18 protein-coding genes are annotated in these 23,672 nt (G+C 42.9%); 17 read left to right on the top strand and 1 reads right to left on the bottom strand.

What is annotated here, in order from left to right; all coding sequences use genetic code 11:
- The first annotated feature begins 482 nt into the window (after nucleotides 1–482).
- The 10 genes from AK825_RS11250 (at nucleotide 483) to AK825_RS11205 (ending at nucleotide 12,121) form a co-directional block, all read left to right on the top strand.
- Complete coding sequence (locus AK825_RS11250; protein WP_068037410.1) at nucleotides 483–1,847, top strand: MFS transporter; 1,365 nt, start codon at nucleotides 483–485, stop codon at nucleotides 1,845–1,847.
- A gap of 107 nt (nucleotides 1,848–1,954) precedes the next feature.
- Complete coding sequence (gene ssb, locus AK825_RS11245; protein ID WP_068037407.1) at nucleotides 1,955–2,599, top strand: single-stranded DNA-binding protein; 645 nt, start codon at nucleotides 1,955–1,957, stop codon at nucleotides 2,597–2,599.
- A gap of 521 nt (nucleotides 2,600–3,120) precedes the next feature.
- Complete coding sequence (locus AK825_RS11240) at nucleotides 3,121–3,444, top strand: H-NS histone family protein (protein ID WP_068037404.1); 324 nt, start codon at nucleotides 3,121–3,123, stop codon at nucleotides 3,442–3,444.
- A gap of 255 nt (nucleotides 3,445–3,699) precedes the next feature.
- Nucleotides 3,700–4,503 carry a type II secretion system protein N gene (gene gspN, locus AK825_RS11235; protein WP_068037403.1) on the top strand — a complete coding sequence of 268 codons (804 nt, stop codon included), beginning with the start codon at nucleotides 3,700–3,702 and terminating at the stop codon, nucleotides 4,501–4,503.
- The gene (locus AK825_RS11230) at nucleotides 4,504–5,448 is read left to right on the top strand and encodes a type II secretion system protein N (RefSeq protein WP_068037402.1); all 945 of its coding nucleotides are present in this window, start codon (nucleotides 4,504–4,506) and stop codon (nucleotides 5,446–5,448) included.
- Nucleotides 5,449–5,575: 127 nt separating this feature from the next.
- Nucleotides 5,576–7,846: a type II secretion system secretin GspD gene (gspD, locus tag AK825_RS11225; protein ID WP_227514063.1), complete on the top strand. Its 2,271-nt coding sequence runs from the start codon at nucleotides 5,576–5,578 to the stop codon at nucleotides 7,844–7,846.
- 90 nt (nucleotides 7,847–7,936) lie between these two features.
- Nucleotides 7,937–8,131, top strand: a complete 195-nt coding sequence (locus AK825_RS11220; RefSeq protein ID WP_068037401.1) for a hypothetical protein — start codon at nucleotides 7,937–7,939, stop codon at nucleotides 8,129–8,131.
- A gap of 193 nt (nucleotides 8,132–8,324) precedes the next feature.
- Nucleotides 8,325–9,338 (top strand): TatD family hydrolase, encoded by a 1,014-nt coding sequence (locus AK825_RS11215; RefSeq protein WP_068037399.1) that lies wholly within the window; start codon nucleotides 8,325–8,327, stop codon nucleotides 9,336–9,338.
- Between the two features lie 82 nt (nucleotides 9,339–9,420).
- The gene (locus tag AK825_RS11210; protein WP_082785708.1) at nucleotides 9,421–10,320 is read left to right on the top strand and encodes a tRNA threonylcarbamoyladenosine dehydratase; all 900 of its coding nucleotides are present in this window, start codon (nucleotides 9,421–9,423) and stop codon (nucleotides 10,318–10,320) included.
- A gap of 31 nt (nucleotides 10,321–10,351) precedes the next feature.
- The gene (locus AK825_RS11205) at nucleotides 10,352–12,121 is read left to right on the top strand and encodes a GAF domain-containing hybrid sensor histidine kinase/response regulator (protein ID WP_227514062.1); all 1,770 of its coding nucleotides are present in this window, start codon (nucleotides 10,352–10,354) and stop codon (nucleotides 12,119–12,121) included.
- Between the two features lie 89 nt (nucleotides 12,122–12,210).
- Here AK825_RS11205 and efp read toward each other — a convergent pair whose 3' ends face one another.
- Nucleotides 12,211–12,783, bottom strand: a complete 573-nt coding sequence (gene efp, locus AK825_RS11200) for an elongation factor P (RefSeq protein ID WP_068037394.1) — start codon at nucleotides 12,781–12,783, stop codon at nucleotides 12,211–12,213.
- Between the two features lie 243 nt (nucleotides 12,784–13,026).
- Here efp and epmB point away from each other — a divergent pair, with 243 nt between their 5' ends.
- The 7 genes from epmB (at nucleotide 13,027) to AK825_RS11165 (ending at nucleotide 23,636) form a co-directional block, all read left to right on the top strand.
- Entirely contained in the window at nucleotides 13,027–14,034 is a 1,008-nt protein-coding gene (gene epmB / locus AK825_RS11195) for an EF-P beta-lysylation protein EpmB (RefSeq protein WP_068037390.1), read from the top strand.
- Nucleotides 14,035–14,161: 127 nt separating this feature from the next.
- Complete coding sequence (locus AK825_RS11190) at nucleotides 14,162–15,946, top strand: hypothetical protein (RefSeq protein ID WP_068037388.1); 1,785 nt, start codon at nucleotides 14,162–14,164, stop codon at nucleotides 15,944–15,946.
- A gap of 217 nt (nucleotides 15,947–16,163) precedes the next feature.
- Nucleotides 16,164–18,248: an EAL domain-containing protein gene (locus tag AK825_RS11185; RefSeq protein ID WP_068037386.1), complete on the top strand. Its 2,085-nt coding sequence runs from the start codon at nucleotides 16,164–16,166 to the stop codon at nucleotides 18,246–18,248.
- Between the two features lie 222 nt (nucleotides 18,249–18,470).
- Nucleotides 18,471–19,016 carry a c-type cytochrome gene (locus AK825_RS11180; protein ID WP_082787242.1) on the top strand — a complete coding sequence of 182 codons (546 nt, stop codon included), beginning with the start codon at nucleotides 18,471–18,473 and terminating at the stop codon, nucleotides 19,014–19,016.
- Nucleotides 19,017–19,199: 183 nt separating this feature from the next.
- The gene (locus tag AK825_RS11175) at nucleotides 19,200–20,240 is read left to right on the top strand and encodes an AAA family ATPase (protein WP_068037385.1); all 1,041 of its coding nucleotides are present in this window, start codon (nucleotides 19,200–19,202) and stop codon (nucleotides 20,238–20,240) included.
- Nucleotides 20,241–20,298: 58 nt separating this feature from the next.
- Nucleotides 20,299–21,387: a hypothetical protein gene (locus AK825_RS11170; RefSeq protein WP_227514061.1), complete on the top strand. Its 1,089-nt coding sequence runs from the start codon at nucleotides 20,299–20,301 to the stop codon at nucleotides 21,385–21,387.
- Nucleotides 21,384–23,636, top strand: coding sequence for a DUF3488 and transglutaminase-like domain-containing protein (locus tag AK825_RS11165; protein WP_068037383.1), 2,253 nt, complete (start codon nucleotides 21,384–21,386; stop codon nucleotides 23,634–23,636). Before AK825_RS11170 ends, AK825_RS11165 begins: the two co-directional genes overlap by 4 nt.
- The last annotated feature ends 36 nt before the right edge of the window (nucleotides 23,637–23,672 follow it).

The following is a 23,672-nucleotide window of genomic DNA, read 5'->3' as shown; positions in this document are numbered from 1 at the left end:
GTTAAGTACTATGAATAATTGCTCGTAATATCATTGTTCGCGTTCATAAGGCTATCCTGTTTATATACTGCTCTATCATAACTTTTACAACGTCTTACTTTATTGTCATGACTACAGGATTATTCAAGGCATCAGTAGGTATTAGATGCACTTAGTAACAAAATTATTGAGTAAAATGAATGAATTGGGATGGCGTGGAATAGTAAGTCTAGGCAGGAAGACAAAAGTCTCGGCAACTAAGTAGCGAATGTTTTATACTGTGGGGCTTGATTTATGGGTTGAGCGAATAGACGAGCATTTTGCCAAATTATTATTAAATTTGGTACATGTCGCTCTTAGAGCAGGTAGCTCTAGATGCTACTTGTCAGTCTTACTAGCCGATAGTTGCCAGAGGCAGTCGATAGACCCATAAGTGTAGCGCAGCTGTGCATTGTCATAATGTATAGATGTCAGTCGTGATGTGATAAACCAGTGAGGCAAGTATGAATAGCGTAGAAAAACGGGCAATTCTGGGGGTCGGTGGTATATTTGCCTTGCGGATGATTGGCCTGTTTATGATTGTGCCTGTGTTTTCTGTGTATGGTGACAATTATGCGCATGCCACGCCATTTTTGATCGGTTTAGCGGTCGGTATTTATGGGCTAGGGCAGGCTATTTTTCAGATACCAATGAGCCTTGCCGCGGATAAGTTTCCCCGTAAACCTATCATATTTTTGGGTTTAATATTATTTGCCCTTGGCGGTATCATCGCGGCAAATGCGACTGATATTTATGAGGTCATTATCGGTCGAGCGCTGGCAGGTAGTGGTGCGGTCTCTGCGGTATTGATGGCATTACTCGCTGATGTGACGCGTGAAGAGATGCGCACCAAAGCGATGGCAACCATGGGCTTGACCATTGCCACCTCTATCATGCTCGCTTTTGCCTTTGGCCCCTTGCTGGTTGGTTCGCTTGGTATTTCCGGACTATTTTGGTTAACCGCAGGCTTTGCTGTTTTAGCGATGATGCTACTTTTCGTCGTGCCCACACCGCTACGAGTCCTTAAGCATAATTTGGACAATAAATCGATTGGCCAGCAATTGGCTAGCGTGATAAAAATAGGCGATTTAAACCGCTTGCATATCGGCATCTTTGCGCTACATCTTACCATGACGGCGATATTTGTTATTTTGCCGCATCAGCTAAGTGACGTGATGGGCTTGTCTGTACGCCAGCAGGGCTTGGTTTATTTGCCATTGTTATTTATTGGCTTTGCCGTCGCGATTCCGTTTATCATCATTGCCGAAAAGAAACGCAAAATGCGCCAAGTGTTTTTAGGAGCATTGGCGCTTATGACTGCCTCATTAGCGTTGCTCGCCTTTGGTAGTCATCTTGGTGTGGGTATTATTTTAGGTCTATTATTATACTTTATGGGCTTTAATTTACTTGAAGCCACCATTCCATCATGGATCTCGAAGCGGGCGCCAGTAGCGAATAAAGCGACGGCAATGGGACTTAACTCATCTAGCCAGTTCTTTGGGGCCTTTGTTGGCGGTGCGATGGGTGGCTTACTATTGACGCAGCCAAATCTGCTGGCTTGGGGCATATTAGCCGCTATCATGGGTGCAGCGTTGCTTTTCATTATCCCGATTGCCCAGCCGCCTTATCTATCAAGTACGACAGTCACTATTCCTAAAAATATCAACATTCAAGATTGGTCACGGCAGATGCTGGCAGTAGATGGCGTCGATGAGCTGGTGGTAATGGCAAAAGAACAGGTAGCATACCTTAAGTTAGACAAAACCCAGCTGACCGATACTTCACGACAGGAGCTGTCGCATCTTGCTCAAAGCCCCCTAGATATTTAAACAAAAATTGGTTAAAGTAAAAACAAATTACTGATAGTATTAATTGGTTCCATTAAATGACAGTTAAAACTATTCATTAAATTATTCATAAGTAAAAGGACGGTACCATGCGCGGAGTTAATAAAGTTATCATTATCGGTAACCTTGGAGCAGACCCTGAGGCACGTCAATTTAATAATGGCGGTAGCGTGACCAATATCTCGGTTGCGACGTCAGAGCAATGGACAGATAAGCAAAGCGGTGAAAAAAGAGAAGCGACCGAATGGCATCGTATTGCATTATTTAATCGCTTAGGAGAGATTGCCGCGCAGTATCTTCGTAAAGGCAGTAAGGTTTATATTGAAGGTAGTCTGCGTACCCGTAAATACCAAGATCAAAGCGGACAAGATCGTTACATCACTGAGATTCGTGCTGAGCAAATGCAAATGCTCGATGGCACGAGCAGTGGTGGTCAAGATAGCAATAACTTTGGTGGTCAAGGCTCAAATCAAAATCAAGGCGGCAGTTACGGTAATCAAGGCGGTCAAAGTAATCAAAACAACTTTGGTCAGCAAGCAAACAATCAGCCAGCTCAGCAAGGTGGTTATAATCAAGCTGGCGGTGCGGCAGCTCAAGGCAGCAACCAGAATAGCTTCAATAATCAAAATGCACCGGCTCAACAAAATCAGTTTAATCAGCCTACTCAAACGCCAGCACAATCAAAACCTACGGCTATGCCAGATGGCCCGGTAGATGATGATATTCCTTTTTAACTTATACACCTTAGACTTTAATATAAAAAAGAGCCTTCAAATATAGGCTCTTTTTTATGGCTAATGTTTTTATAGCCTTAAATGCGTTAGGGAATTAAAAAGTAGTTGGTTTTTGCTGTTTATAAAATGAGTCATTTAGATGTTTAACCATATTTCTATAACAAACTTATGTCTATAAAAGATAATAGAATATGCGTAGTTATTGATAGATGATTATGAAAGCTAATATTATTTAATATGAATATAGACTTTTATTATTCAAAAACTTAAATGCTATTATTAATATTTAATTATTCATTAAGGATAAAAATTATGTTAATCTCGCACGGTTACTAAAGCTGTTTAATTAGGTGTCGCATATTATAGAATCGATTAAATGGATTTACATTAAATCTGGTTTAATTACTATATTCAAAGAGACATCAACAGCGGTAAAGCAGTATTGCTAGATATCTATCCAGCGCTTGAGAAGTTATAAAAGACCTATTGAGCTTATTTCTATTTTTGAAACCGAGGCTGTTATGAATAAAAATAATACCATTGATTTAGACAATTTAAACGTAGATGAGTTACGTGCCATTACTGAAAATGCACAACAACTTATCGCCAAAAAACAACACCAGCGTTTATATGATGCTTATATGCAGTTCGAAAAAATTGCAGAAGAAAGCAACAGTACCATCGAAGAGATTCTAAAGGCTGGTGAAAAATTAGAGAAAAAACGCAGTATCAAATATCGTAATACTGATAACAATCAAGAGACATGGACTGGCCGTGGCCGTAAGCCTACGTGGTTAGTTGATGCACTAGCAGCAGGTAGTGATCTTGAAGATTTTGCTGTATAAAAATCAAGCTAATATGGTAGCTTGTTTATATAATGACTATGGGCAAGATATATTTTGCTATAGCCGTTCTATATTGCACTGACTTTATCAGCTCTTTGAAAGAGAGTTATATATTAAAGTGATAATACAATTGTCTGATTAGATTTTAAGAGCCAGTATCTTTAAATAAAGATACTGGTTTTTTTGCTGTCATATATAGGTGATTGTTTGTTATGATAATATCATTTTTACCTTGCCAATAAGAGTACTCTAACTGTGCCCAAAGCATCTGCTTCGTCTCATAAGCGTCCTCGTAAGCTGTGGTGGCTGGTTGGATTCATTTTATTCACTCTATTTGCATTGTTACAGATGCCAGCAGCGTGGGTAATTGAAAAATACGCACCGGATTCACCTTATGTGCAGCATGTGTCAGGTAATTTATGGCAAGGCTCAGCCATTTGGCAATTGCCAGTAGCGACCATCCCGTTGACAGGTTCAGCCGATTGGTCTTGGCAGCCGTGGCAATTGTTCTTAGGTAAAATAGGCGCTGATATCGACATCAGTACCGGTCAGACGCGCCTTGATGGACAAATCAAAGTAGGGCGTAACGCTTGGCAGGTTGCTGATATGAGTGGCAAAATTGCGCCGGAAACGCTCGCTGGATTGGTCGATTGGCAGCTGCCCAATACCCCTATTCAAGTCAATGCGATTTCATTGCAACGCAAGTCAGGTTCAGATCCAAAGTCGATAGGCTTTACAAAAGCAGATGGTCAGCTGACATGGGTTGGCGGTGAAGTCGGTTATCCAAGTGGCGGTAAAGTGTTTTATATCACGATGCCAGCCATGCGCGCTGAACTCAGTACAGAACAAAAGAATGATACAAACCTGCTACATATGAATCTATTGGACAATCAAGATAAGCGTTTAGGCGACTTGTATCTTGATGGCGATAATATGCTAGATGTGAGTTTGACGCAGCGGTTATTAGAGAATATGCCAGAGTATGAGGGGCAAGCACCGAAAGATACAGCGGTGGTGAGTGTTCGCCAGCCGTTAATGACAGGCCTAGGGGTGCGTTAAATGATGAGTGTATCGGCACGCCTAAAACCAGTGATAGATAACCTGAATCGATTTTCGACATGGCTGTTATTATTGGCCCTTGGTTGGTTAGCTTGGACAGCAGCACGTCTACTATGGCTGATATTAGCGCCGCCTACTGCACCTGCATTGCAGATACAGTCATTGCAGAGTAATGCAGCATCCAATGCTGATAATAGCAGTTTGTTTGCTATTTTCGCCGATCCTGAACCCGTTGCAGCTGCCGTACAGCCACCGCCTAATGTGGCTCTAAAAGGGGTGCTGTTAGCGATACCAGAAAGTTTATCTTCGGCATTATTAGATGTAAATGGTGAAGTAAAAAATTACCGTATTGGTGAAAGCTTACAAGATAGTGGCTATACCCTTATTGCAGTCGATTGGAATGCTGTCATTATTACTGACGCTGCTAGCAAGCAAATTGTCATTAGCATGGCGGACTCAATGCCACTTGATCAAAGTGATATGGCTGCTGGGAACGTGAGTAATCAGCGTTTGCCAGATAACAATAGCTCGACTAATAATTCGTTACCATCAACGCAACCGATGCCGATACCTAACTCTACACCTAGTGATGATGTTGCTGATTCTGCTAATGGATCTGCTGCCGATAGCAATGATACAGGTAACTCAAACTCTGCTATTGATGAAGCCGTTACAGCATTACAAGACAGTCCAGCCAGCTATTTGAGTCGTATGGGGGTAATGGCTGCAGGAGAAGGTTATCAAGTCACCGCTGCGATGCCAGCCGGCGTACGTAATCGGTTGGGACTAGAGCCTGGTGATCGAGTGCTTAAGGTGAATGGTCAAAGTATCGGCAGTGATCCTACGCAAGATGCTGGCTTATTAAAACAAGTTCAGCAGTCAGGTGAAGCTCAGATTGAAGTAAAACGTGGGGACCAAGTGATTACGATTCGTCAGCAGTTTTAGACTCTATTATTGTGTTTAAATGAAAGCTGTTTGAACAAGTCACCACTATTTCAACCAAATGACAATATTGTTAGCGCTATCTTAGCAACGTTTCAGTTTAGACTGAGTGATATCACAATGGGTAATTATGACCATGATAAGTTTTCATAAATTTTCAGTAACACCTTTACGCCATTCATTGCAGCGTTTGCTGTATATATGTCGGCCATTGTGTTTAGCACTGCCGCTATGGGCAGCAACGTTTGGGTTTGCCAGTGCCGAAAGCTGGAAGGTGAATCTGCAAGACGCGGATATCAAGGCTTTCATCAATGAAGTGGCAACGATTACCGACCAAAACTTTGTCCTTGATCCACGTATTAATGGCAATGTGACCGTTATCTCCAACAAAGCTTTATCTCGTGATGAGATTTATCAGCTGTTTTTGAGTGTGATGCAGGTCAATGGTATTGCAGCGATTGATTCAGGAACGACGATTAAACTAGTCCCTGACAATGTCGCTAAGCAGTCCGGTGTTGCCGTCGATTTGCGCGGTGATAGTGTCGGTGAAGCACTAGCAACTCGCGTTATTTATTTGACCAATACGCAAGCAGCGGAGGTATTGGGCGTTATTCGTCCACTAATGCCACAATCTGCACATGCTGCTGCTGTGCCTGGAGTAAACGCACTGGTACTGTCTGATCGTGCTGATAGTTTGAACCAATTAACCACGCTCATTCGCGATTTAGATAATAATGTTAATGATAGTTTACAGGTCATACCGCTGCGTCATGTAGATGCTGAGCGTATGATGGACCTCATTAGCGCACTGGTTTTAAGTACAGGTGCAGGGCAGGCGCAAGGAGGTAATCAGCTTAAAGTTATTGCTGATACTTCCAGTGATAGGCTACTGGTTAAAGGTAGTCCTGAGATGATTGCTAAAGTGCAAGAAATGGTCAATCAGCTTGATACTACGCCCTCGCGTCGGCTAAGCGGTTTACGAGTCTTTCGCTTAAAGTATGCGAGCGCCGGGCATATCGCAGAGATGCTACGCGGCTTACTTGCCAATCAGTCTATTAATAGTGCTGGTGCAACTTCAACTTTGGAATCAGCCTCACTCAACGATGCTAGTAGCACAGGCACGAGTGGTGCGTTAAATAGTAATACTGGTGATACGTCAAATGGTAACAGTTTAACGGGTGGTAATAACTCATCGGCAGCATCTGCGACTAGCTCAGGTGGATCAGGTACAAGCACTGGCGGCCGCCCGTTCAGCATTATCGCTGATGAGACTCAAAACTCAATTATCGTTAATGCTGCACCAGAGCTGATGTTTGAGATTGAAGCTGCTGTCAATCAGCTGGATAACCGCCGTGCACAAGTCCTCATTCAAGCTGCTATCGTTGAAGTCTCAGGCGATGATGCGACCCAGCTTGGGGTGCAGTGGGCACTGGGCAATGCCAACAGCGGCTATGGGGTAGTTAACTTCAATAATGCTGGAGTCAGTGCAGCATCACTTGCCGGTGCAGTGCTGTCCGGCGGCGCATCAGGTATCAGCTCTGCAGCTGGCTCTATCGCTGGGGCGTTACTTGGCATTGGTGATAGTAGTACAGACCGCAATGGAAATACGCAATTTTATGGGGCTATTTTGCAAGCACTCGACTCTTCTACTAGTGCTAACTTATTATCCATGCCATCAATTTTGACGTTAGACAACGAAAAAGCCAGCATTTTAGTCGGTCAAAACGTACCTTTTGTGACTGGCTCTTATACCACTAGTGGTAGCTCTTCTGACAACCCATTTCAGACTATTGAGCGCCAAGATATCGGTATTAATCTTAATGTCATTCCCCACATTGGTGATAACGGCACGGTACGTTTAGAAGTTTCGCAAGAGGTGTCTTCAGTGGTACCAAGTAGCGTCGGCAATGCCAGCGGGTTAACTACTAATAAAAGCCTTATTAATACTACTATTTTAGCAGACGACCAACAGACTATTGCGCTTGGCGGTTTGATGCGTGATAACACGACGACCAGTCAACAAAGAGTCCCTGGTCTAGGTAACATACCTATTATTGGTCGACTGTTCCGATCTGATAGTGACAATACCCAAAAGAGTAACTTAATTATATTCTTACAACCAACTATCCTACGCGATGGTGGCGCAGTCGCTAGTGTCACGGAGCGTAAATTTAATCAGATGCGTGTATTGCAATTGGTTATAGATAAGAACGGTACGATTAAGCAGCTGCCATTGAGTGGCACTGAAGGATGGGATGGTAAGGTTGATGCCGACTATGAGTTGATGCCACTGAACCCGCTTGTACCTAAGCGAGATCAAAAGCCAAAACCTGCAACGCAAGGGTTTACAAAGGTCGATAGTCCAAGTACAGGAATTACTACTTATCCGCTAAAGCGCTAAGTGGTAGACTTCCGAATTTGTCATTAAACTTTGCTTTTAACGTACGCGAGACAATAGTAAAAACAGCGACAGTAATTGGGAGTTAAGTGGATGAATAAAAAAAAGTGGCTGACATTGGGTATTGTCGGAACGGCCTTACTATTGCTACCAAGACGTAGCAGCTGGCAAGCAACTCTCAATGCTAATGAGGAATCTAGAGCAGACGACTCAAAAACTAAAAAGCACCAATCTAAAGGTTCTAAAGCTAAAGACTCTCAAGATAACGAATTCGGTAAGAAAAAGTAAACCGTTAAGAAACCGCTTTTATGTTATCAAAATGAGGACACGCCCTAATAGCTTTATATCAATGCATTAATGTGTTGATACAAAGCTATTAATCACTTAAAAACCGAAAATTTTCTATCATCATAATCAACTAACTACTCATTCATAAATCATTCATTAACCGACTATAAAGAACTTATTATCAAGGCGGATTATGACTCGTACAGACCCAACTTCAATTTCAAACCACTTCCCATTACCTGCTGTCTATCCTCTTATCGATACCCATACTCATTTTGATGCGCCAGTCTTTGATAGCGATAGACAACCACAGACGCAGCAAGCTTATGTGCACGGTGTTCGTCATTTAATGTTGGTCGGTTATCTACATCAACATTTTCCTCGACTGTATGAGACTCAGCAGGCAATCGAACAAATGCCTTTGTTTGAGAGCATGGACAAAGCTAATTGTGCAAACTTATACCCTAAAGCGCATATTGCGCTTGGTCTACATCCTTTTTATATCGAACAGCATACTGATGCGCATCTCACTAGTATGGCGCAGATGATCCAAGAACAGCGCCCGCTGGCAATTGGTGAAATAGGATTGGATACCTACACCGATGCGATGAAACAGCCTGAAGCTTTTGCCAAGCAGAAACGCTTCTTTGAGGCGCAGCTAGATATAGCGGTAACGCACAAGCTACCTGTGATGCTGCATATCCGTAAAGCGCATGCCGAAGCGTTGGCCATCATCAAAGCACATGATTACAATGCGCATAAGCTAGGCGGTATTGCTCACAGCTTTAGCGGCGGTGAGCAAGAGGCGAAAGCGTTTGTTAAGTTGGGCTTTAAGCTTGGTGTTACTGGACAAATTACCAACCAAAACGCCAAAAAGCTGCGCCGCGCCATCAAAGCTGCCGTTGATAGCTACGGATTAGAATGTTTGGTCATTGAAACCGACTGTCCTGATATGACGCCGATCATGTGTCAGACATCAGATGACGATCAACTAACTAGCCAATCAGACAGTCGCTTAGCATCGGGACAAAGTCCAGATAATGAATGGCAAGGCGCTGACGGACACAACCACAATATACCCGCCAATTTACCATGGGTGCTGATGAGTCTTAGTGAATTGCTCAACGTAGAGCCAGCAGAGCTTGCCCATCAATTGTGGCAAAATAGTTGCAATGCTTTGCAAACTTCTTGGTCTTATCCCACATAGTATGCAATTAAGCATAAGTCAAAATTAAGCATAAAACACTATTAACTATGATCTCACCAATCACAAGAGCTTCTAATTCGTTATGAATCAACCACCGCAACCCAAGCAAACCGATGTACAACTGGACACTACTGATGGGGCTTCAGAACATGGCACATTAAATGCAGCAACTAATACAGTAAGTAACGTAGCATCTGTAGACCAGCAATACGAGCGGCGCTTTCAAGGGACGCAGACATTATATGGTACAGCTGCATTCGATATCTTTGCTGCTGCACATGTTTACATTATTGGCGTTGGTGGCGTTGGCTCTTGGGCTGCTGAAGCGTTAGCGCGTACCGCAGTAGGCAACATTACTTTAATCGACTTAGATGTATTGGTAGCCTCCAATGTCAATCGGCAGCTGCCTGCGCTCGATAGTACTTTTGGTCAAAGTAAAATAGCAGCGATGGGTGCGCGGTTGCATGAAATTAACCCAAAACTCACTTTGCATTTGGTAGATGATTTTTTAACTGTTGATAATGTCGTCGAATTATTACCCAGTCGCCATGAAGCAAAAACTGCCGCTGCCGAGCATAGACCTATTGTCATTTTAGACTGTGTCGATGATATGAGTGCCAAGCTCGCTATTGCACTACACTGCCGCTTTAACAAACTAAAACTCGTTTGTGCAGGTGGAGCAGGGGGTAAGATAGACCCATCTCAAATTACAGTCAGTGACTTAAAAGACAGTTATCAAGATCCATTGTTAGCACGTCTACGTAACAAACTGCGTCATGAGAAAGGTATTAATAGTGCCTTAAAAGATAAATTCGGTATCAGATGTGTGTACTCAACTGAACCGCCGCGTGTAGACAAAAGCTGTCAGGCAGGCGGATTACAATGCGGAGGCTATGGCTCTGCAGTCGCTGTAACGTCTGTGGTGGCAATGATTATGGTCAGTGAAGCGTTACAGATGTTGACCAAGCAAGTTAACGCTTAACCCATTACTTCCTATTAATTTGGAGACAGCTTTGTCGATTCATACCTATCCGCTAGCATTAGATGAGCATTTGCGTGTTGCTAAGCTGCATGAATACGACGTGCTTAATACTTGTAATGAGCCCGCATTTTCGCGCTTAACTGAGCTTGTGAAACTATTTTTTGATGTGCCTATGGTTGCCATCACTTTTATGGACGAGCATGTACAGTATCTAAAATCTCCGCATGGATTTGGTAGTTTGTGCATGACTAAGCGTGGAGTGGCAATCTGTAATTATACCGTGTTATCTGATAATGTTTTTATCGTGCCAGATTTGTCGCTTGATAAACGTTTCGCTAATAATCCATTAGTGACAGAAGATCCTAAGCTACGGTTTTATGCCGGTGCACCTATCATTCTAAAAGAGGATAATAAGACTTATCATTTGGGCTCACTTTGTTTATTCGATATCAAACCCAATCATGAGTTTAATGACGACAAGGCGAGACTGCTAATGCAGTTCGCTGATATGGCAGCAGACGCGTTACAACTACAAAAAAACCAACATCGTGCCAAACATGCCAATAAAATGAAGTCTGAATTTTTGGCCAATATGAGCCATGAGATACGGACACCTATGAATGGTATTATTGGTATGGTCGAGATGCTCGATGATACTGACCTAGATGCCGAGCAAAAAGATTATGTAGATAATATAAAGGTATCAACTGAGCATTTACTTGCGATTATCAATGGAATTTTAGACTTATCGAAAGTTGAGTCGGGTAAGATGACTATTGATGCTGTACCCATGGATTTATCGGTACTATGTGATGAGATTATGAGTTTGTTTGCAGTTAGAGCTCGTCAGCGCGGATTAACACTTGATTATAATTATAATGAGAAGTTATCGCCTTACATACAGGGCGATCCGGTACGCCTTAAACAGATTTTGGCAAACCTTGTTAATAATGCGATTAAGTTCACTCGTGAAGGTGGGCGTGTCAGTATTAATGTCACCCATGCGCCGCATTGTAGTGAGGGTGGATGCAGCAGTCTAGGTTTAAAAACTGATAAGATAATCTGCCATGACATGACTGTCTGTATTGATGTTACAGATACAGGTGTCGGTATCAAGCCCGAATCATTGGATGCCATATTTGATGCTTATAACCAAGCAGACAAGTCCACCCATCGCTTATATGGTGGTACGGGTCTTGGCTTGTCTGTATGCAAATCTTTAGTTAATTTGATGGGGGGTCATATTTGGGCAAACAGTGTAGTGGGAGAAGGCACTACATTTAAAGTATTGTTGCCACTAGCAACTATAGATCAAACAGAATATGATGATTGGCAGCTCTCGGATACTATAGATGTTGAGCCTGACTCACAGTATTCGGGACATATATTACTAGTTGAAGATGATAACGTTAATGCAATGATTGCTAAAAAAGCCCTATGTGATAGCGGACACAAGGTAACGCATGTCACTGATGGTCAAAAAGCTATCGATAAGTTCTCAGCACATCCGCAGCGTTTTGACGTGATACTAATGGATCATCACATGCCGATTATGGATGGGATGCAAGCAACGATTAAGCTGCACGAGATTTATGATCCAAAGTCGTTACCACCTATTATTGCACTGACTGCAAACGCAATGGATGGTGAACGCGAAAAGTATCTGAAAGTTGGTATGCAAGACTACTGCACCAAACCTTTCAAAAAAGAGCAACTTAATGCGCTGGTACAATACTGGCTCATGCATCAACAAGCCACAAAAAAACAAGCCAATGACGGTAGGCTTAAAGCATTATCTTGACCTTCAGTTATTACAAATAGTTATTACGAAGACCAAAAAAAGCTCAACCATCGTTACGATGGTTGAGCTTTTTTATAGGTCTAACTTTGTTAGCCAACACGAGTCTGATAGTCACTCGTGCGCGTATCGACACGGACTATTTCGCCTTGTTGTACAAATAGTGGTACACGCACAACTGCGCCAGTTTCTAGAGTGGCAGGCTTACCACCACCGCCAGATGTGTCACCGCGTACACCAGGATCTGTTTCAGTAATCTGTAATTCGACGAAATTTGGCGGAGTAATAGTTAATGGCACGCCATTGAATAAAGTAATCACACATAGTGCGTTACTATTTTCTTTTAACCATTGTGCTGCATTACCTATCGCTGTTTTGTCCGCTTGTAACTGCTCAAAGCTTTCAGGATGCATAAAGTGCCAAAATTCACCGTCGTTATACAGATAGTTCATTTCAGTATCTATCACGTCAGCAGCTTCTAAGCTGTCACCTGATTTAAAGGTTTGCTCAAGCATTCTGCCACTGCGCAGATTACGCATTTTGACACGGTTGAAGGCTTGACCTTTACCTGGCTTAACAAACTCATTTTCGACAATGGCATAAGGATTGCCATCAAGCATGACTTTTAAACCGGCTTTAAATTCGTTGGTAGAAAAACTTGCCACAAGAGACTCCTAAAGGTTGCGGTAATTATATTGATAGATTGCTACTAAGTTAATGATTAATTATCGGTGCGCCACCAAACCTGACATGATGATATCTGTGCTTAAATACCTATCATAACTGGCCGAAGTCTGTTAATGGCAAAGGTAGATAGGCATAAACCATTATGTTTGATAGGCATGCTTTGATAGCGCGCTGACTTACAGCGTATAATGTCGGTTTTTAGGCACACGCATTAGGTTGTCATGATAAACCATTTAATCACACAAAAAAACTGGCAAACACAATTATCCGAAGCGATTACTTCAGTGGATGAGTTGCTTACCGTACTCAATCTTGAGACGCTAAAAGCCCAGATTTATATCCCAGCGCACTTTCATCTGCGTGTCCCGCGTGCCTTCGTTGCTAAGATGACTGCTGGCGATGCCAATGATCCGTTATTAAAACAGGTCTTGCCAGATAAGCAAGAACAAATTACGGTGACGGGTTACGTCGCTGATCCGTTGGCTGAAAACGATCAAAACCCAATCAAAGGGTTGCTGCATAAGTACCAATCAAGGGTGCTGTTAACAGTCACAGGCGCTTGTGCAATTCATTGTCGTTATTGCTTTCGTCAGCATTTCGATTATAACGCTAATATGCCAACCTCGGCTGAACATTTGGCCATCACATCATATATTGCCGAGCATCCCGAAGTGAATGAGGTAATCTTGAGTGGCGGCGATCCACTCAGTGTCTCTAATCGGCGGCTGTTTGCATGGCTTGATACTTTAGAGGCGATACCGCAACTGACGACTATTCGTTTGCATACGCGCTTACCGTTGGTGATTCCTGAGCGCTTGGACAATGCGTTGTTAGATCGTCTTAGCCAAAGTCGTTGCAACATTGTCATGGTTATTCACTGCAACCATGCTAATGAGATTGATACCAATACCGCTGAGTATTTGCAGCGAGCGCGGGTTGCTGGAGTCGTGCTACTAAATCAAGCAGTCTTATTAAAGGGTATTAATGATAGCGTAATGACTCAAACAGCGCTCAGTCAGCGTTTATTCGATGCGGGCGTTTTGCCTTATTATTTGCATGTGTTAGATAAAGTGGCGGGAGCTGCGCATTTTGATAACGATGAGCGGTCGGCTATTAGCTTATATTGGTTATTATTAGCGGCACTTCCTGGGTATCTGGTACCCAAACTGGTACAAGAATTGCCGAATAGACCATTTAAAGTACCGATTGATATTTACAAAGGCAGTTAAGGTATTCAACATAGTAAGTTGTGTTAGTATATTTTACTAAACATTAGTAATGCTCTGTGGTGTGCTAAGAAAACAATGGATGTGTCAACTGCTAACCTGAACTTAAATGTTTTGCTAAAGAGGGCTTATGATAACGCTGTCAGACTTTCAGAATTATTTATCACATAAAGCACCACTAAAACAGCCTTCGCATAACTATGTTAATGGACAAGAGCAGCAACTGCTTAAGTGGGCAGCGAGCTTACCAACACAGATTGAGGCTCAGCAGGCAATGCAGCTTGAGCAGATATTGACTGAGCTGGCTGTTGCAGACTTAGATGATAAACTGCGACTTAAGCTTCTGAGTATTGTCTCCTGTGCCTCGGATCGCTTAATTACCTCACTGCATAAACACTATAACTATGAGTTGGGTGCATTCAACAACGAGCAGCTGGCATATATTGCTCAAGTTGAATCGTTATATTATTTGACTATCTTGGCTTATGACAATGTTATACAACGTAAGAGCTTAGCGTTGAATGACCAGCAAAGCACAACGTCAGGACATGGTTGGAGACGTTTTCTAACTTTAGCAAAAACCTCACCGCTCATTTTAGCGGCCACTATTTATCAATCGCTAATAACCTATCAAAAGTTATTGTATGAGCAAAATATATCCTACCAACAGCCACGGCCATATCTATGGGCAGCATTCAATGAGTTGTATCACTTAGCTTGTGAGGTAAATGTAGCTCACACTAATCTAAGCACGCAGGTAGTTACAAATCATGCGCTTAGTATTCACGACTTATATGTACAGATTTGCTTGCATAGTTTATTGAATGTCCGTGCCATGCGTCGTCCCAATATGTTGTTAACTCAACGTTTACTACCCTTATGGTCAACTCATGTCCATGCTACTATTGAGCCGCAGACTGAGACACGTATTTTTGTGGATCTGCAAAGTGACAACCCGCCTGAATACCTTACTGCCAACTCAGCCATCAATCCTTATGAAGAGCATCATCGTTGCTTGTTTATCGACCTTGAGCCATTGATAGCATATCTACATCAGCGCAAGCAGGCCTTACTTGATAGTAATAATGCAGCGATTGAATATCAGCTAGTTAATAAAATGTTGATGGCGATTAAGCATCGTTATGTCGAGCGGCAAATGGTAATGCCGACCAAATATCATTCAAAGCAGCGCGCTACTATCATTAGGGGTTTTAACAACATTCATTATGAGGTAGCAGGTGCGCATAGCTTGATGAGCATAATTGCTGCCTCAGAGTTACCGACTGAGCAATTGCCACGCTATGATACGCAGCCCAAAAAAGACACTGTAAACATCACACTTAACGTTGAGACTTTTGATCACGCAGATACCACATTGCAATTTAGAACATTGCATTTATTGCCTACAGAAGACCTAACACAACCTCAAACAGCAATAGATGAAAGGGTAGAAAAACCATCTTCTCATTTAAATAAAACTATCGTAACTGATGTCGATACTCATACTACTGATAAGCTTAATAAGGCTCCGCCACCACTAGGCCTGATGAGTTTGTTATTGTTACATCATCCAAATAATAGTAGCAAATTGAAGTGGTCAATGGGTATGGTGCGCTGGCTCAATTTTGAAAATAGGTACATTGAAGTAGAGTGGCAGGTATTTGGTCATGTATTGACAGCTTGTGCCCTGCGATTGGATATTAGAGACCACCGTAGCCAATGCTTTGTACCAGCTTTTATGATCGCTGGTGATAAAGAATTGCAAACAGAATTTACTATCATAGTCCCTCCTTATCACTTCCAATCTAACGATAAAGTCATGCTGCGCATTAATAACAAACAAAAGACGCTTTGTTTGCAGCAATGCTTAATCAATAGTGAGGAGTTTAGCCAGTATAAAGTGATACAGATTTAATTGAGTAAGGCTGATACAATCCACATTTTTACGCAAATTTGATTGCGATTAATTTTTGATTGTAAGTAACTGGAGAGTCGGTTATTTTAAATCATAGTTTATAAATTGTGGTTAATAGTAGTTAAGTAAGTGGCACTATTCATTAGTTAAGTATTGCTTAAGTGTTATTGTAATATAGTATACTATAATCACGATTATAAGAATAAAAAGGCCTATTATGAGAACCAAATCTATCTTAAATCTGTTGGTTATAGACGAAGATCAGCTGTACGCTGAGCGTTTAGTCAGTTTATTATCTGCTTATTATGATGAGGTTAATCTAGGATTCCTAGACGATAAAGAAGAGCTGCTAAAGTCACTGCGCCACCAGTGGGATGTTTTAGTGTTTGGGCGTGCCTATGATTTGAGCTTCACTGATGTGGTCGGTATTGTGCAGGAACAAAACCTTGATTTGCCTATAATTGGGCTTATGAGTGATGAGATGGCAGGCACTGGCCGCAACGATGATGGTTTGCCAGCAGTCATTGATGGGGTGATGGTAAAGGCACTGTTAGCAGAAAAAGAAGTGCAAGTGGTAATGGCCATCTGCCTGCAACATGCTAACTTACGTAGTCTGCGACAGCTGAATACCTTGCGCTATGTACTCTCTGAAGCTGAGCAGCGTGCCAATATTTTGATTAAGAACTCTAAAAGTGCCGTTGCCTACATTGATCAAGGGATCCATATCTTTGCCAATGACCCTTATCTACAATTATTCAATTTTGAATCGATGGATGATATTATCGGTTTGCCAGTCATTGATTTTATCGCAGGAAAAGACAATGTTAAAGGCTTTAAAGAGTTTTTACGTCAGTTCGATAAAGGTAATCGCGAGCAAGTTGAATTCAATTTTGAAAGTAAGCGTATGGACGGTAGCACTTTTGAGGCCAAGCTACAGTTAGCAGCAGCTACCTTGGATGGTGAGCCAGTTACCCAAATTATCATTCAGCAAAATAACAATAACAGTGCTGAGATTGCTAAACGTTTAGCAGTAGCTGAACGCCAAGATAGCCTAACAGGACTTAATAACCGTCGCGGCTTTGAAGAGCGTTTTGAGGCTTTACACCAATCAGTGCTAGAAGGTAAGGTGAGGGCAGGCTTATTATATATACAGCTAGATAATATCGGCAAAATCAGTAGTAGCTTAGGTTTGCAAGGAGTAGATGCCACTGTTCAGCAAGTGGCTCGTATGCTGGAGCAGACAGTAGCAGATGGTCATATTAGCCGCTTTAGTGATACGGCATTTACCGTTCTAGTTGAAGGTTTATCGTCTCAGGCACTTATCGAGCTCGCTGAGAGTGTTCGTCAGCATATCAGTGATATGCTCATTGAAGTTGATGAACGCACGACTAATACAACAGTCAGTATTGGTATTGTCAAAATGGACGCTAACGCTGCCGAGCCGCAAATATTGCTCGAGCGTGCTATTGATGCGATTAATCATATTAGAATTGAGACTGCAAACCACGGTAATGCTTATCATCTGTATGATCCAAGTGAGCATGCGAACAGCGATGATAGTGCTTTAGCCGAGTACTTAGTAAGTGCCATCACTCACAACCGCTTTGAGCTTTTCTTCCAGCCAATTTATGATATCAATCAAGATCGCAGTGACTTTTTTGAAGTTTATCTGCGCCTGCCATTAGCCGACGCTGATAATACTGTGTTGACACCTGACAAATTTATGACAGTTGCAAAAACACACCATCTGCGCGAAAAAATAGACCGCTGGATATTGATCAATGCTTGTAAACAGTTGAATGAGGTGCGCAAGACTCACCCCGAAGCGCGCATCTTAGTCCAGTTGACCAGTGCCTCATTGATAGATAAAAAACTGCCTAGTGTGGCCAGTCAGCTAATTAAAGCAGTGGGCGGCGTATCAGGAGCCTTGACACTGCAGTTTAATGAGCAAGATGTGGCCAATCACCTTACGATTGCCAAATCTCAGTTTGCAGCTCTGAGCGATATTAGTTGTCAAGTAGGTATTCATAACTTTGGCACCTCGGCAAAATCAATTGAAATTGCTGAATTCGTGCAGCCTGATATGACACGCTTGGCTCGTGAATATGTCAATGAGATCAGTAAACCTGATAATTTGGATGCCATTAAATCTCTGATTGTTCGCACTAATGAGCTTAATATTGATGTGTTGATGCCTTATATTGAAGAGGCCGCTACGATGTCAGTGTCATGGAGTGTCGGTGCGCGTTACTTGCAAGGCTATTATTTAGAGATGCCAAATAAAACGATGAACGTTGTTTAAGAAGATCGTTGTTTAAGAAAAATGGTATTTAAAGAGAAACTGTCTAAAGAGCAGAAACCCTCTAGATCATAAAAATTAGCTATTAAGTTTCGATGTAATTTAACAGCGTACGCTCAGCATCTCAGAACGTACCAACATTTCTGCATTATCGCTATACGTCTGCTATTATCCTCACACGCTTATAAAGCCCCCTCAATCAATAAATCTGAAGAATATATAAATATGCCTATTAACGTCAATATTGCACTCGGTGGTATATTAATTGCAACGTTTTCGCTCACTGCTTGTGAGCGTACGCCACCTGATTATCGTGACCCTGTTACCTTACCAGTGTATAGCGTAGGGGATGCTGATAATGGCGCTATCATCTATGAAGAGGCTTGCGGCCAGTGCCATCAGTTAAACCCGGGAAGTAATAAAAAAGGCCCGCAACTGATGAATATATACGGTGCGCCTGCTGCCGAGTTAGAAGACTATGACTATGGTACAGCACTAACAAGCTCAGGCTGGGTATGGGATGCCGAAACATTAGATCCTTATATTGCAGATGCTCAAAAAGCGATGCCAGATTCAAAGATGTTGTCAGACCCGATGCCAGATGCCGATGAGCGTGCTGATATTATCGCTTATCTGTCTACTCTGCGTATGACTGCTCCGATTGTTGATAGCGATGGGAATCAAGTGGTAAAGGCTAAGCACACGCAGATGAACAATGAGGCAGTCGAGATACCAGCAGGTGCAGAAAACAAGCCAGCCGCAAGCTACTGATATCAAACCTTTAATAACTCTGCCTTATTTTTATTATAATTAATCTTACGTATTTCCATTAGAACGCTTTTTGATTGCTCTTTTTAACCTTATTATAATAGGGTGTATTTGATATTGACCATAACTCTGACAGAGTCTATCTGTAAATATTCAAGCATGCTCTAATCAAGTTGGTAGTTTATTATGCACCAAAACCATGCTTACGATTTATCATCTCATAAAAACACGGTATCTCAGTTAGAGTCAGACTTTGGTTTAGAGCATTCAAGCAATACTACTGCCAATTATTTAGCCAATCAACGCCAAGTGGCGCAATTGCTTGTACAGCTTAATCAAGTGGTGCTCGATAAGCCGCAAGTGGTTAAGCTTGCACTTAGCTGTGTGCTGGCAGGTGGGCATTTGCTACTGCAAGATTTACCGGGAATGGGTAAGACAACGTTAGCACAAGGTTTAGCGCAGCTACTGGGTTTGTCATTTAATCGTGTGCAATTTACCAATGATATGCTGCCAGCAGATATTTTAGGTATGAGTATCTATAACCAAACTACGCAGAGTTTTGAGTTCCGTAAAGGGCCTATCTTTACTCAGCTACTACTTGCCGATGAAATTAACCGCTCCAGCCCAAAAACTCAAAGTGCTTTGCTTGAAGCGATGGAAGAGCATCAAGTAACCCAAGATGGCCAGACCTATCGCTTACCCAAGCCATTCTTCGTCATTGCTACCCAAAACCCAATGCAGCAAGCGGGTGCGTATCCGCTGCCTGAGTCACAATTGGATCGGTTCTTGATGTGCTTGTCGCTTGGTTATCCTTCGCCAACAGCAGAGCGCGCATTGCTCCGAGGTCAAGATCGTCGAGAGCTACTCGCAAGTTTAGATGCGATGCTTGCTACGGATGCTGTGCTGCTTGCACGCCAAGGCGTTCAACAAGTATATGTCGCGGATGTGGTACTGGATTATCTACAGCGTCTGGTCGCAAAGACCCGAATTAGCCAAGAGTATCATGGGCTATCACCGCGAGGTGTATTGTCGCTGCAGCGAGCAGCACAGGCTCATGCGTATGTGTCAGGTCATCAAGAGGTATCACCAGAGGATATTCAAGCAGTATTTACTGCTGTTACAGACCACAGGTTAGGTCAGCGCTTTGTGCCATCGCATGTCGTTGGTGGGCAAGCACCACAGACCATTGCTCAGCGGATTATCAATGAAGTAACGGTAATTGTTTAAATAATAATTTGGACGAAAGCAAAGTTATTTAAGTGCTAACCATAATGACAAGGCAGCTATGACTGTATTACCGCGCACCTTATCACCACGTACCCTGACCCAGCCAATCAAACGAGCAATGGCACGCTGGTTTGCTAAGCGTGCTCCCAAGAGTGATAGTGCTACTCTCAACTTGCGTAATGTCTATATTTTCTTCCGACGTGAAGGGCTACTTTTCGCTGTACTATTGATGATTACCTTTATTGCTGGTATCAACTATGGCAATAACTTGGTTTTGGGGCTTTGTTTTTACCTTATTAGTATATGGCTGATTAGCTTTCATATGACCTTTTTGCACATATCTGGCCTGCAAGTTCAATTGCTGGAAGTAACTATGGCAGAAGTAGGGGCGCCAGTTTGGGTGACCCTGCAAGTGCGTAGTGAGAGTCGCCAACCAAGACGACAATTGATGTTTAGGTTTGAGCAACATCAGTTGGATAAGCAAGAAAATAACGAACATGACCATAAGCGCAACAGCAAGCGTAGCCGTAAATTACTTAATAACGATCCCAAGTTGCAGGTACTGCTACCGCGCGTACAAGGTGAGCAAATTATTCGTCTGCCTATTATTACCTATAAACGCGGTCAGCTTGAGCTTCCTAGATTAACAGTCAGTACGGTTTATCCGCTTGGTATTATGCGCGCATGGTCATACGTTTATTTTGCGCGCACTGCTTGGGTCTATCCAAAGCCATCGGCTTTTGACTGGCAGACGCAGTATGTGACTGCAAGCTTAGATGACTTGCCGACGGGTGGACAGTATAGTCAACATATCCAAGGCCAAGATGATTTTGAGCGTCTTGATAGTTACATCGAAGGCGAATCACTAGCAAGAGTCTCGTGGGCGCATGTGGCACGTGGTCAGGGGATGCTTACTAAGCATTTCGCTGATCCAGTCGGAGTAGAGCAGGTTTTAGATTATGCCGATATGCCAGCTGCCCATCATGAACAAAAGCTTGCGCAACTGGCTCATGGCGCAATTACGCTTGGCAGCCTTGGAGTGCCCTTTACCATGCAATTGCCTAACGAGAGCCATACAGAGTCAGCGATTGGACATGGCGAGGCATTTGCGCAAGTGTGTTTGCTTCGGTTGGCACAGTCGTCATGATTGATTCTAAGCGCGCGCGCAACCCTTCTTCTAACATATCTTTGCCGAACTCATCTGCTTTTGCAGCGGTAACCTCGCCTGCAAGTTTTGAAAATCTAGCATTGGGAAATACTGCTAATAACAGCTATAACCCAAACAGAAAATGGTATAGAAAATTGCTAGCGCTACCGGCTTATTATTGGGTATTGCTGACTCAGGTTATCGTAATCCTTCCCCATGCTGCTCATCTGCCACTATGGTTAATGGTCTTTGCTTTAATCACTATCATTGCCCAACTGCCTTATATCAAAGCTAAGTTTAAACAGAGGTTTAAGCAACTGCGCCATCTCAAGCGCATGTATCAAAGCATGCAAATGCTTGGGTTTTTATTAGGACTGGTAGGCTTGTGGCTGACTTATAACACAAGCTTTGGTCTGGATATGGGTGTGGCATTTTTAGTACTGTGCTTGATTAGTAAGCTTTGGGAGTTGTATAAGCGCCGTGATGCTTATGTAGTGTTAAATTTATCACTGTTTGTGCTTGCTGCGCTATTTTTGATGAATCAAGGATTAGTCACTACTTTAGAGGTCATCATAGGTACGATTGTCATCTTGCTAGCATTCATTGCGCTTAATGATGATGGCAATATACGCGGTGATGGACGCCTGCGTACACTTGGCATATTAGGAGTAGGGGCACTACCGTTATTAGTGGTGCTGTTTTTATTCTTTCCACGGCTACCGCCATTATGGTCAGTGCAACTATCAGGGCAGCAGGCGACAACTGGCGTCTCTGATAGTATGTCACCTGGTGACTTCGCTAATCTAAGTCAATCAACCGCGCTTGCTTTTAGAGTTGAGTTTGCGGATGAAACTCCACCACAACATGAGCTGTACTGGCGTGGTTTGGTATTTAGTGACTTTGATGGTGTGACATGGCGACCTAATCGTAGCACGCAGCAGCAGTGGCAGCCTACAAAGCAAATTCCTGTATGGATTGAACAAGCACTTGCCACCGTTCCTGATGAAGTACAGCTTGCACCCAATAACTATGAAGTTATCTTGGAGCCAACTCAACAAAACTGGTTATTTGGTCTCGATTACCCATTTACCCAGCGTACAGACGTCAGCATTACCTCAGAATTTACCTTATTAAAAGACTTACCTGTTACCCAGCAGCTACGTTATAACGTCCTACGTTTTGCACCAATGCGTATTGACCCTGTGCTTGATAAGTCCTCTCGTCGTATTAACTTGGCTCTACCTAACGATGGCAATCCGCAAGCGCGTGCACTTGCTCAGCAGCTATTTGCGCAATCAGGCTCTGATCCTGTGCGCTATATGCAAGCGCTTGAGCGCTGGATTAATCAAACGGAATTTCGTTATACGTTATCGCCGCCACGGCTAAATGATAACCGTATCGATGAGTTTTTATTTGATACCAAAGCAGGGTTCTGTGAGCATTATTCTTCAAGTTTTACTTTTATGATGCGTGCGGCTGGCGTTCCAGCGCGAGTCGTGGCTGGCTATCAAGGCGGTGAGCTGAGTCGCGGTGGCAACGTGTGGGAAGTACGGCAGATGGATGCTCACGCATGGACTGAAGTATGGCTTGACGGTCAGGGGTGGGTACGCGTTGACCCGACTGCATTCGTCGCGCCAGAGCGTGTTGAACAAGGGATGGACGCATTAACTCAAACGCAAGGAGCGGCATTGTTTGGCGATGGTGCTGGCGCGCAGATTAGCTACCAGCAGTATCAGATGCTGCAAACACTCAGACGTTTGTCTGACCAAGCCAGCTATTATTGGCAAAAAGATGTTGTTGGCTACGATCAAGATAAGCAAGCAGGCTCGCTACTAAAGTGGTTCAATATCAGCTCGTTTATGCAACAAATAGTTTGGTTAACGGCCAGTGCCATCGTGGTCATATCAGTGTTGGTGCTTATAATATGGCAACGTCGACGTAAGCGTTGGCATCCGGCAGATTTACCGTTGGCTAAATTGTCTAAACGAATTAGTAAAAACGATAAGTTACTCGCTCGTGATGAGAGTGAAGGACAATTAGCGTGGCTTGATCGGCTAGCGGATAGTCTAGCAGCGCCTGATAACATATTAATGGCAGACAACCTAACATTCACTCGACAGCATATCGATAACATTAAACAAGACTACCGACAACTACGCTATGGGCGACTGAGTACGCTCGATGCGAGTAATGCTAAATATCAGCGCGCACTCAAACAACTTAAGGAAAACGTATGTAGGTTGTTGTAAGTATTTAGCTTGGTTAAGGTTGTCCATCATAATTGC

This window comes from Psychrobacter sp. P11G5, from assembly GCF_001593305.1.
In the GTDB taxonomy this organism is placed as follows: Bacteria; Pseudomonadota; Gammaproteobacteria; order Pseudomonadales; family Moraxellaceae; genus Psychrobacter.
Note: the sequence above shows the minus strand (reverse complement) of the source record. Positions and strands in the feature narration are given on the sequence as shown.